This is a genomic window from Oribacterium sp. P6A1 (genome assembly GCF_000702885.1).
GTDB lineage: Bacteria > Bacillota > Clostridia > Lachnospirales > Lachnospiraceae > Oribacterium.
Map to the genome: position 1 here is coordinate 1 of NZ_JNKO01000026.1, position 12,181 is coordinate 12,181.

9 protein-coding genes, 2 pseudogenes and 1 other annotated feature are annotated in these 12,181 nt (G+C 44.7%); all 11 genes and pseudogenes read right to left on the minus strand.

Annotated elements, in window-relative coordinates:
• Nucleotides 1–63 precede the first annotated feature (63 nt).
• A pseudogene (locus T515_RS13060) lies at nucleotides 64–672 on the minus strand (transposase); the annotation flags it as partial.
• A 353-nt stretch (nucleotides 673–1,025) separates the two neighbouring features.
• Nucleotides 1,026–3,464 (minus strand): phenylalanine--tRNA ligase subunit beta, encoded by a 2,439-nt coding sequence (pheT, locus tag T515_RS13065; RefSeq protein ID WP_036612031.1) that lies wholly within the window; start codon nucleotides 3,462–3,464, stop codon nucleotides 1,026–1,028.
• Between the two features lie 187 nt (nucleotides 3,465–3,651).
• Nucleotides 3,652–4,599 (minus strand): annotated as a pseudogene (gene pheS / locus T515_RS13070) (phenylalanine--tRNA ligase subunit alpha); the annotation flags it as partial.
• 116 nt (nucleotides 4,600–4,715) lie between these two features.
• Nucleotides 4,716–4,963: a binding site (T-box leader), on the minus strand.
• 270 nt (nucleotides 4,964–5,233) lie between these two features.
• Nucleotides 5,234–6,301, minus strand: a complete 1,068-nt coding sequence (locus T515_RS13075; protein ID WP_051671731.1) for a PHP domain-containing protein — start codon at nucleotides 6,299–6,301, stop codon at nucleotides 5,234–5,236.
• Nucleotides 6,302–6,328: 27 nt separating this feature from the next.
• A complete protein-coding gene (locus tag T515_RS13080) occupies nucleotides 6,329–7,225 on the minus strand; it encodes a spermidine synthase (RefSeq protein WP_036612036.1) in 897 nt (298 codons plus the stop codon).
• Nucleotides 7,226–7,247: 22 nt separating this feature from the next.
• On the minus strand, nucleotides 7,248–7,778 hold the full coding sequence (locus T515_RS13085; RefSeq protein WP_036612038.1) for an NUDIX hydrolase: 531 nt from the start codon (nucleotides 7,776–7,778) through the stop codon (nucleotides 7,248–7,250).
• A gap of 79 nt (nucleotides 7,779–7,857) precedes the next feature.
• Complete coding sequence (hisI, locus tag T515_RS13090) at nucleotides 7,858–8,238, minus strand: phosphoribosyl-AMP cyclohydrolase (RefSeq protein WP_051671732.1); 381 nt, start codon at nucleotides 8,236–8,238, stop codon at nucleotides 7,858–7,860.
• 55 nt (nucleotides 8,239–8,293) lie between these two features.
• Nucleotides 8,294–9,052 (minus strand): imidazole glycerol phosphate synthase subunit HisF, encoded by a 759-nt coding sequence (hisF, locus tag T515_RS13095; protein WP_036612040.1) that lies wholly within the window; start codon nucleotides 9,050–9,052, stop codon nucleotides 8,294–8,296.
• A 153-nt stretch (nucleotides 9,053–9,205) separates the two neighbouring features.
• Nucleotides 9,206–9,922, minus strand: coding sequence for a 1-(5-phosphoribosyl)-5-[(5-phosphoribosylamino)methylideneamino]imidazole-4-carboxamide isomerase (hisA, locus tag T515_RS13100; RefSeq protein WP_036612042.1), 717 nt, complete (start codon nucleotides 9,920–9,922; stop codon nucleotides 9,206–9,208).
• A 103-nt stretch (nucleotides 9,923–10,025) separates the two neighbouring features.
• A complete protein-coding gene (gene hisH, locus T515_RS13105) occupies nucleotides 10,026–10,685 on the minus strand; it encodes an imidazole glycerol phosphate synthase subunit HisH (protein WP_036612045.1) in 660 nt (219 codons plus the stop codon).
• Nucleotides 10,685–11,971: a histidinol dehydrogenase gene (gene hisD, locus T515_RS13110; protein ID WP_036612046.1), complete on the minus strand. Its 1,287-nt coding sequence runs from the start codon at nucleotides 11,969–11,971 to the stop codon at nucleotides 10,685–10,687. The genes hisH and hisD overlap by 1 nt, the downstream gene beginning before the upstream one ends.
• Nucleotides 11,972–12,181 lie beyond the last annotated feature (210 nt).

The following is a 12,181-nucleotide window of genomic DNA, read 5'->3' on the forward strand; positions in this document are numbered from 1 at the left end:
TAATTTTTTACGTCGCATTTACGTCTTACTTAATTAGTGTATGCTCAGCAACCGCCTAATTTTTCAGACGGCTGCTTCATATAAACAATTGTACCTTGAAAATATCAAAATCAATTTTTGGAACAAAGAAAGCCTGAGGAGGCAATCTAAGTTCATGGATATAATCGATAGTGCTATAGAGCTTCGACTTGTTTCTTCAAGTTTTGTCATGATTAATCCAAGACCGTGACTATGTTTTGATAATGCAAATTTTCGCTCTACTTCAATTCTATCAACGCTATCCACGTACTCCGTGTGCTTATCAATTGAAACATTCTTTCCGGGCCTTCCTAAAGCTGGTCCCGCAAGTCTTATCCCGCGTGCTTTACAGTATGCGAGATTTTCTCTGTTTCGGTAAATCTTATCAGCAAGTGCTCGTTTTGGGTAATGACCATTACGCTTGAAGAAATTCTCAATAGCAGATATCAATACTTCGCTTTCATTGTATGCGTCGAATGATATTTTTTCCAATCTGCCGAGTCCATTTTCAATACTAAGATCGATCTTGGCACCGAATTCTACAGGCGATTTGCTCTTGCCTCTGACTATCGGTCTTACAAAAGGTTGGGATATGCTTACAATCCTATCAGGAACAGTGTGAACATTGTTTTTATACATGTATTCCTGCTGTTTACACTCCCCCTTTTATGATTCTAATTGTAGCAAAAGGCCTGTCCAAACATATGGACAGGCACTTATATTTTTTGCTGTTTTGTTTTAGGTCTCATATATAGATTTTATAACTAAGTCTCACTGAGTCTCATTTACGCATGAGACTCAGTGAGACTATGGTGAGACTGCAATGAGACTTTCCTATATAAATCCCACCATTTCAGCATTTTTCAATTAATACATAGTCTCATTTTGATGAGACTGATATGAGACTCAGTATTATAATTTCCACACAGATTCATTTTTATCATAAACAGCACCTGTGATTTTCTTTATCTTAGCATAGTCTCTAAATATACATTAATTAACTTTCATCAGCTTCTGAGTGAAACACCCATTCTCTCAAGGCCGTTAAGGATCTTCTTTACAACTCCGTTTATCTCATCATCTGTAAGTGTGTGATCCTGGGCACGGAGTGTAACCTTGTATGCCATTGACTTGTAGCCCGCGAGCACCTGTGCACCGACATATACGTCGAAAAGCTCAACATTCTCACAAAGCTTACCTGTTCTCTGGATAAGAACGTCCTCGATCTGACCTGCTGTTACATCAAGCGGAACAAGCATAGAGAAGTCTCTGGTCACAGACGGGAACTTGGCAAGCGGTGTGTACTTGGTATCATCATTTACAAGAGGATAAACCTCAGGCATATCGAGAACTGCAACGTATGCCTTGTCACCGATTGAATAGTTCTCAAGTACTGTAGGATGGATCTCTCCGAGGAATCCGATCACCTTTCCATCATAAATAATGTTTGCACGGCGACCAGGATGAAGGAATGGCTTAGCACATCCCTCTGCATCATACTTGAAACGTCCGAGGATTCCAAGCTGGTTAAGGATATCCTCCACATCACCCTTCATGGTGAAGAAATCTCCCTCGCCGATAAATCCAAGTGTCAGAGTCATACGCTCGTCAGGAAGCTCGGTGAGTGGTAATGCCTTCGGAATATAGACATTGGCCATTTCATAAAGCTTTGCAGACTTGTTTCTGCGGTTATAGTTTGTAGAAAGTGCTGTAAGCATTCCGTTAAGGCTGGAGGTTCTCATAACAGAGAAGTCCTCACCGAGAGGATTGCTGATTCTGATCTGCTGCTTCTCGGCTGCATCCTCAGGGAAAAGAAGCTTGTCGTAAACCTTCGGAGACTCGAAGCTGTACATGAAAGCCTGTGAGTATCCAAGAGCCTGAGCATAATGTCTCACTCTCTCATTTACAGCAAGATCCGGAGCAAGTCTTCCTGCTACGTCAGAGCCACCCGGAAGAGTGGTAGGTACGTTGGCATAGCCATAGAATCTTGTAATCTCCTCAGCCACGTCACACATACGATGAATGTCCTGACGGAAGGTAGGTGCTGTAACTGTAAGAGTATCTCCGTCAGCACCTATTTCTGTGCTGAGCTCGATTCTCTCAAGATACTCCTTCATCTCTTCTGCTGTAAGGTTGAAACCGATAAGACTGTTAATGTCTGATGCCTTGCATACAACAACTGAAGGCTCACGCTTTACAGGATAAACATCGATCATTCCGCCCACAACTTCTCCGGCCTGAAGCTCCTCGATGAGAGCACATGCACGGTTGATAGCTGACTCTGCAAGATTTGGATCGAGACCCTTCTCGAAGTATGCGGAAGCATCTGTTCTGTCTCCTACCTTACGGGCGCTGAGACGGATGTTGGTACCGTCAAATGTAGCTGCCTCAAATACCATGGTCTTAACGTCATCAGTGATCTTTGAGTTCTGACCTCCCATGATTCCTGCGAGACCGATAGCTCCCTCTGCATCACAGATGGTAAGGATAGTGTGATCGAGCTTTCTCTCCTGCTGGTCAAGAGTCTCAAATACATCACCGTCTGCTGCACGCTTTACGATGATCTTGTGTCCTCTGATCTTATCGTAATCGTAGCTGTGCATCGGCTGACCATACTCAAGCATTACGTAGTTTGTGATATCAACGATGTTGTTGATAGGACGGATGCCTGCACTTGCAAGACGGATCTGCATCCACTTTGGTGATGGAGCGATCTTGATGTTCTTAACCATTCTTGCTGTGTAACGGGGACAGAGGTCTGTGTCAATGACTTCGACCGATAAATAGTCATTGATATCCTCATTGTTTCCTGACTTCTCTTCCTTTGGCATGTGGAATGCCTTCTTGAAGGTTGCTGCACCCTCTCTTGCGATACCGATCACGCTGTAGCAGTCAACTCTGTTTGAAGTGATCTCATACTCATGGATAGCGTCATTGAAACCGAGAAGTGCAGGTGCGTCCTGTCCTACCTGAGTTCCCTCAGGGAATATGTAAAGACCATCCTCAGGTGCTTCAGGATAGAACTCCCGGCTTGAACCAAGCTCTTCGATGGAGCACATCATACCGTAAGACTCGATGCCTCTTAACTTTCCTGCCTTGATCACAACACCATCCTCAGGAAGCTCACCGCCGTCATGTCCGCCGGCAACCTTACCTCCGTCAAGAACTACAGGAACAACATCTCCTACCTTCTGATTCTGTGCACCTGTTACGATCTGAACAGGCTCTGCCTGTCCTACGTCTACCTGGCAGATCCAAAGATGATCTGAATCAGGGTGCTTCTCCATGGACTTTATCTGTCCTGTTACGATCTTATCAAGATTTTTATTTAAAATGCTGCAGGTCTCTACCTTTGTACCTGTGAGAGTAACTGCATCTGTCCACTCCTTTGGTGTACAGTCAAGATCAGGAACATACTCCTTGATCCAATTCATTGATGTATTCATTTTGATTCTCCTCTACATTCTGTAAATACCTTCTTTTGTTTGCGAAGATATCTTATATATGAAATCCAGTGGTTTCTCATTTAGTACTAAGTGTTTTTCACTTTGATTTGTACTAAATCCTTATAATCCTCAAAATAGATGTCTTCTTCAATTTTTATCAGCAGTACGTGACTATCCCGCTCTTTTATCAGAACTGATTGAGGAAACGAGTGTCATTCTCATAGAGAAGACGCATGTCATCAATTTCATACTTGAGAAGAGCGATTCTCTCAAGACCTACACCGAAAGCGAAGCCCTGATACTCATTAGGATCGATTCCGCACATCTCGAGAACGTGTGGGTGAACCATACCGCAGCCAAGGATCTCGATCCAGCCCTCTCCCTTACAGAAACGGCAGCCCTTTCCGCCGCACTTGAAGCAGGATACGTCAACCTCTGCTGATGGCTCTGTGAACGGGAAGTGATGAGGACGAAGCTTTGTCTTGGTTTCAGGTCCGAAAAGCTCCTTGGCAAAGGTATCAAGTGTTCCCTTGAGATCTGCAAATGTAACATGCTTGTCGATTACGAGACCTTCGATCTGATGGAATGAAGGTGAGTGAGTAGCATCAACAGCGTCTGAACGGAAAACTCTGCCCGGGCAGATCATACGAATAGGAAGCTTGCCCTGCTCCATGACTCTGGCCTGTACGGATGAAGTCTGGGTTCTGAGAAGGATGTTTTCATTGATGTAGAATGTATCCTGCTCGTCTCTTGCAGGATGTCCTGCAGGGATATTGAGCTTTTCGAAATTGTACTGATCAAGCTCTACTTCAGGACCTTCAACAACCTCATAGCCCATACCTACGAAGATCTTTTCAACCTCTTCAAGGGCTCTTGTGTTTGGATGAGCATGACCGTAAGCCATCTTCTTTGCAGGAAGTGTTACATCAATGGTCTCTGCTGCCATTCTTGCTTCCTTGGCCTTCTCCTGAAGCTCTGTCATATGCTTCTGGAGTTCCTCTTCAACCTCCTGACGGATAGCATTGACCATCTGTCCGAATTTAGGCTTCTCCTCAGGACTAAGATCCTTCATAGACTTAAGCAGGGAAGTGATCTCACCCTTCTTACCGAGAAATTTTACGCGGATATCATTAAGTGCATTGGTATCCTGTGCTTCACGGATGCAATCCGAAGCAAGCTTCTTCAGCTCTTCCAACTTTGTGTTTTCCATTTCTTTCTCCTTATAAAAAAATCCCTGTGTCATAAATATGACACAGGGACGAATTATCGCGGTACCACCCTTGTTCCTGACACCCGGCTTTATATAACTACTGCATAAGCCATGCATCAGACTCTCAAAATGCTTAACGCGCATACACGTTCCGGACTACTATAACTTCACCCGGACAACTCCGGTGGGAAAATTCGTTTCGGATATCTCTCAGACCGCTCTCAGCGCCTCACGGTCATTCTCTTTAGAGAGATGGTTCCAAACTACTGTGCACCATCAACGTCTTTAAGTTTATTAGATTAAAACTTTGTTCATCATATTTCTTTCCCGGGAAAAAGTCAAGATAACTTTGGGTTATATCGGTTATGCCTCTTTCGAAGCAGCAACAGTTCAGCCGGTCGAGTCAGATGGAATCCATATTAGTTCGAGGCGCCGATGCTGGAAAAATCAAGAATCTGGTCCCTAAGTGGTCAGAGAAAGAATCCTTGCGGATTCATCTGAACCGCTCAAAGCCGCGTGGCTCCCACGATTAAAAAACAAATCGTGGGAGCTAAGACCATCAAATACTCACTCTCTTCCAGTACAGGCAGCCGCCTTCTGAATCCCACGTATTTTTTGCCGGTCTGTAGGACATCGAATTTCCCAAGAAATTCGATGTCCGTACACGTGGTTTTTTGGCCCCTGCCAAAAAACCATCCGGCTTTGCCGGATTTCCGAACGCATTTTCCCTGGTCGCGTTCGGAAACCTGTATATTTCAGGATCATATCCTTCGCCCGGATTTCTCACCAGTATATTCACATGGTCAAATCCGGCTTTCTTTGAAGCTTCCAATGCTTCTTCAAATCCTCCCTCCAGAAGTTCTTTCTGATGGGCATCGGATGAAACAAGTATCTCCCCTCCGATTTCATGGATATACTTAAGAAGTAACGGCCCCGGATATGCTTCCTTTTTCCTGCCCCGGTTTATGGCTCCGCAGTTTATCTCAAAGGGTATGCCGTAAGTCACAAGTTTATCCAGGGATTTTCTTGCGGGTCTAAGATACTTTTCCGAAGTTTCATCCAGGAAATGTCCGCCATCTTCTTTTGAAATATCATTGAATCTTGTGATGAGATCAAAATGACCGATAAAAGCAGGGCTCATACGTTCACAGATCAGAGACTCGAATTCGAAATATCGGGCTGACATCTCATAGAAATCGCCATTGAAGTATTGTTTGCACTTGTCATGAAGCACCTGAACAGATCCGTCTACTCCGCAAAGACCGGAATCCGGATCTGTTTCAAGATGAGTTCCATTCTCAACTGTTCTCTCCCAGACTTCACTTCCCGGTACCGGTATAAAATGAGTAGAGCCTATGTAATACTCCACTCCCGGAACAGATTTCGGATCGTAGACATTATCAAGCTCCACACCCCGGAGGATATCTATTTTGTCACTATAGAGACTCTGAAGTCGTTTTATTTCCTCATCATAGGCCTGAAAGTCCATACGAACCCCGGGATCAATGTGCCCGCTGAATCCAAGATGGGTAAAGCCCTTTTTTATCGCTTCTTTTACAACATCTTCTGCAGTATCTGAACCGTCGCAAAATGTGGTATGTGTATGATAATTTGCTTTTATCTCCATATATTTCTCCTCATCTACGTGAAGTTTTCACATCTCAAAGGGCGCGTCGGAAGCGAAAAAAACGCAGTTCTGAGGAGCATAGGGATTCAGTTCGTCATCGCAGGGAAGAAGGAAGGTGTAGTTGAAAACCTCTGCAAAAACCTCCATGTCCTTCCTGGACTGCTGAGACCCCGGCCCTTTCAGGGGAATCACCAGATTCGCTGCATAGATTCCGTCCTCATTTAAACAGGTCTTTATGAGCTCTGCGGATTTTTTCAGAAGAGAACTGGACTTATGTCCTACGAAGGCATCATTCAGGATAACATCGTACTTCATAATTCCACTTTTCCCATCTGCCCCCGGTTCCGAAAGAGTATCCTTAACTTTAACGGTACCCGTTTCCGATGTCTCACCAACACTTTGCTCCGAAGTCGCCCCTTTTATATCTTTTCCGGCAGCTGCTTTCTTGTTTTCAAAGCTTCTTATCTTCAGTGCCAGATCTATGAGATAGGCATTACCATCCCCCACTATGACCCTGAGATGCTCTCCCGCCTTTTCCTCCAAGTCTCTTAACCCGAAATAGTCTCTTGCAACATCTATGACCTTCTGACTTATCTCAATCGCGTCTATATATCGCTCCGGATACCTGTGAAGATAGTACTTAGGATAGGCAAAGCCGCCACCGCCTATGAGAAGGGTTTTCTTGATGTGCTTGTTCAGTCTGAATATCCAGTTAAAGCTCTCCATATAATCAAAAGGAAGCTCAAGCTCTCCATCTCTTTCAAGAAGTTCCGCCGACTGCATGGAACCGTCCACCAGAAGGAACCGCATATATTCTTCATCATAGTAACCCTCGCAGACCTCTATCCTGCCTGTCAGGGGATCATCTGTTGTATAAAGCGTTTTACGCTCGTCTATTATCTCGTCTATATCAAATGTTTCCATCAATAATCCTATTTAAGCTATTTCAATTTTCAATTCCCATCGCCTGAAGAAGTCTCCGGTAATGCAGGAACTCCGACTTCTCATTAAGCGCCCCGATTTCTTCTATAGTTGCAAATTTATGATCTATAGCTTCCGATTTTTGAATATTAACATCTTTTTCTTCAAAAGGAAAAATAAAATGATAGATATCTACAAAATAATTATCTCCTCTTTCCAGATCCTCATTCATGTATGAATATATGGGACTTCTCTGCTCCTCGGGGCATACTGTGACCAAAAGTCCCGTCTCCTCCTGAACCTCTCTTACAACCGCTTCAAAAGAAGACTCTCCGGCCATGGATGCACCCCCGGGAATCTCCCAGGCTCCTGCTGCCCATTTCTTATCAAGGGCACGGCGGGTTATGAGCATTTTCCCATCCGATGGTCTCTCCAGAATGGCGAGAACATACATCATAAACTCACCCTTCCTAAGAGGAGTCTTTCTGTCTGCTATGCGCCCCGTTCTCTGCTTGTTCTCATCATATATATCCATGTATTCAACTGCCTTACCCATTAAAACCCTCCTATTTATTCCAAAAAGCCTGTTCACCATACCATGACGAACAGGCTCTGTAAAACATCATTATAATCTTTCAGATTTCATCCTTAACATTTCTTGACGGCTTGTTTTCCTGCCATTCCTTATACAGCGAATCATCAAAACAGCTGTCATTTCCTCTATGACAGGCGGGACCGTCCTTCATCACCTGAACAAGAATTGCATCCCTGTCGCAATCGGCTTCCATGGTGACAATGTGTTGGAAATTGCCGCTGGTTGCTCCCTTTAACCAAAGCTCCTGTCTTGATCTTGACCAAAAGCAGGTGCAGCCTTTTTCAAGGGTAATGCCTAAGGATTCACGATTCATGTAGGCAAGGGTCAGGACTCTTTTCGTCACATAATCCTGAACTATGCAGGGCACCAGTCCCTTATCATCAAACTTTACTTTTTCTATATCAAAATTTTCGATAGCCATATGAATCTCCATTCAATTTCCGCTGCTTCCGTAAACCTCTAAACCCGAACTATATTCAGATTCTTACCAGAATTCCTTCTTCCTTCAGTCTCTTCTTGAGATCATCTATCTTTACTTCCCCGAAATGGAAGATAGATGCTGCAAGGCCGGCCGAAATGTCAGGTATTTCATTAAAAAGATCCACGAAATCCTGTATGGAACCTGCTCCGCCGGAGGCAATAACCGGAACCTTCACAAGCTCATTGACAGCCTTCAGCATCTCAAGGTCGAAGCCCTTCTTAACTCCGTCTGTATCTATGGAATTCAGCACCACCTCTCCGGCTCCGCGCTCAACACCTTCTTTTACCCATTTAAGAGCATCCATACCTGTATCCACACGGCCGCCGTTAAGGAAAACATGATAGGAACCATCCACTCTCTTGGCATCCACAGAGAGAACTACGCACTGATTACCGTATTTCTTTGCGGCTTCATCAATGAGAGATGGATTCTTGATGGCACCGGAATTCACAGAAACCTTATCGGCCCCGCACTTAAGCACCCTGTCAAAATCATCCACTGTGTTAATGCCTCCGCCTACAGTCAGCGGGATAAAAATCTTTGACGCAACCTCTGTAAGTATATCAGTAAAAAGCTTTCGTCCCTCGAAGCTCGCTGTAATATCGTAAAATACCAGCTCATCTGCTCCGCAGTCACTATAGTATTTTCCCAGCTCCACAGGACTGTTGACATCCCTGAGTCCTTCAAAATTAACACCTTTTACCACACGCCCGTCTCTTACATCAAGACAGGGAATAATTCTTTTAGTAATCATCAGCCTCTCCCACAAGGTAAACTGCCCATAAGCCATTTATCTTCTTAAAAAGATTAGAATACCACTGAAACCTGCCACTTCACATAAATACAGGTTTACAAATCAAAAACCACCTTCGTGAATCGAATATCCCGTTCATATATCTCCTTCAGCTCAGGAATTGACCAGTTCAAGCGCCTCCGAAAGCTCTATGGCCCCGTTATACATGGCCTTTCCCAGTATCGCACCATAGATATTCATAGCTTTAAGAGCCCTAAGGTCATCAAGTGTCGAAACCCCGCCTGAAGCTGTAATGTCTATGCCTGACAGCTTCGAAAGTCTCTCATACAACGGAAGATTTGTTCCCTTCATGGCGCCGTCCTTTGAAATGTCAGTAACGATAGCTGTCTTAACTCCCATTTCCTTTATATCATTAAGGAAGTCAAACATATCCACATCCAGAACATCAAGCCATCCGTTAACGGCAACATGCCCGTCCTTCGCATCAACTCCGACTGCTATCTTATCTCCCCATTTCAAAACAGCTTCCTTAAGAAACTCCGGCTCCTTCACAGCCTTGGTTCCCAGGATAACTCTGGAAACCCCTGCATCAAGATACTTTTCAATGGTTTCGAAAGATCTGATACCGCCACCTATTTCAACCTTGAGGCCGGTTTCTTTCACTATGGCTTCCACTACCGGAAAGTTCGGTGTGGTTCCGTCTTTGGCCCCTTCAAGGTCCACAAGGTGAAGCCATTTTCCACCCATGCTCTCAATATCCTTTGCTGTCTTAACAGGGTCATCACTGTATACTGTCATCTTCTGGTAATCACCCTTTAAAAGTCTCACGACCTTCCGGTCATATAAATCTATAGCAGGAAACAGAATCATCAATCAACCTCACTTATCAGGAATATAAGTTCATGCATCGCTTGCTAAAAAGCTTTTTTATCCGCTTCACTGCGGATTAACTAATATGGTATAAGCCCCCATATCAGAGCTCTGCAAATGCCTTTAAAATCTTCATGCCTACATCACCGCTCTTTTCGGGATGGAACTGGGTGCCATAGACATTGTTATTCTGTACTGCTGCAGTAATGGGAATACCATAATCTGCCACAGCTGTAACATTACGCGCACATTCAAATGCAGCGAAGCTATGCACGAAGTACACATGGTCTCCTTCTTTTATATCCTTAAAAATAGAAGATCTGCCTGTGGGAGCTCCGAAGGCATCACACTTATCCGGTGAAAGTCCGAGCCTTTCGGTGAAGTGAAGACCGTTCCAACCCATATGAGGAATGTCCAGATTCTCAGGTATCTCACCTTCTAAAGGGCGCACAGCTCCGGGAACAAGCCCCAGTCCTTCATGTTCTCCGTATTCATAGGATTTGTCGAAAAGAAGCTGCATACCGAGACAGATTCCGAGAAAAGGCTTGCCTGTGGCTGCCTGTTCCTTAACAAAATCAAAAAGCTCTGCCTCGCGAAGTTTTTTTACCGCATCCCCGAAAGCCCCTACGCCCGGAAGAATGACATGATCAGCCCTGTCAATGACATCCTTTTCCGATGTCACCACAGCCTCAGCTCCGATAGATGCTATAGAACTTTTCAGTGAAAAAAGATTTCCCACACCATAGTCAATTATTGCTATCATTAGTCCCTGTCCTCTTTTCCAAATCTGATGTCTACTGCCCTGGCGTGCGCCGTGAGACCTTCCCTGTTTGCAAAAAGTGAGATTTTATCGTAATCCTTCTCCAGTGCTTCCTTTGTGTAGTAGCTGTACTGCATCTTCTTCACAAAATCATCAACAGACAACGGGCTATAGAAACGGGCTGTTCCAGATGTCGGAAGTGTGTGGTTAGGACCTGCGAAATAGTCTCCCGTAGGCTCTGCATTGTACCGTCCAAGGAATACAGAACCCGCATTCTTTATAAGAGGGAGATAATCAAAGGGCTGATCCACACAGACCTCCATGTGCTCCGGAGCGATACGGTTCGCCGCATCTATTCCCTCCATCAGGTCACGGGCCACTATGATCTTTCCGTTGTTCTCAATGGACGGGCGGGCAATGTCTTCTCTTGTAAGCTTCCTGAGCTGAACCTCAAGTTCCTCCTGAACCGCCTTTGCAAGGTCCATGGATTCCGTGATAAGCACAGCGGAAGCATTCTTATCATGCTCCGCCTGGCTGAGAAGATCTGCTGCCACAAAACGTGGATCCGACTTTCCGTCTGCAAGTACCAGAACCTCGGAAGGACCTGCTATCATATCGATGCCAACCTGTCCGAATACCTGCTTCTTTGCCTCCGCTACGAAAGCATTACCGGGACCCACTATCTTGTCCACTCTCGGAATGGATTCGGTGCCGTAGGCAAGAGCTGCAACCGCCTGGGCACCGCCTATCTTGAATATACGGCCAACCCCCGCAACATGTGCTGCTGCAAGAATGTAAGGATTGACACCACCCTCCTTGTTGGGAGGAGTCACCATAACGATCTCCTCAACTCCGGCGATTTTTGCAGGAATGGAGTCCATAAGAACTGTTGAGGGATATGCCGCTGTACCTCCCGGAACATAAAGTCCCACCTTCTCAAGAGGAATGACTCTCTGGCCGAGAATAACACCGGGCTTGTCCGCCATGATAAAGCTGTTTCTCACCTGCTTACTGTGAAAAGCACTTATATTCTGAGCTGCCTCTTCAAGAACAGCTATAAACTCAGGCTCTACCTTTTTGAGGGCTGCCTCTATCTCTTCTTCAGTTACCAGAAAATCTGAAAGCTCCACATGATCAAACTTAGAGCTGTATTCTCTCAGGGCTTCGTCACCCTTTTCTCTTACATGGGCGATAATATCCTTAACGATATCTTCTACACTGCTTGTAGGTTCAAAACGGGCGAAAATCTCTTCGTCTTTTATTTTTCCCATCTCATAAATTTTGATCATTTCTTTCTCCTTCAGATTGTTCTTTCATTACTCTGTATTACGACCATGTTTCCGTTCAGATTCACATGACTAAACAGCACACTCTTCCTATAACATCAGAAATGCTTTATCTGATTCAGAAGGACTCACTAAAGCCACAAACCTTCGCCTCTAAAAATACGCTTTACCAAAGTCCCAACTCTGCCGGAATCAGCTTCCATATATTTTTCT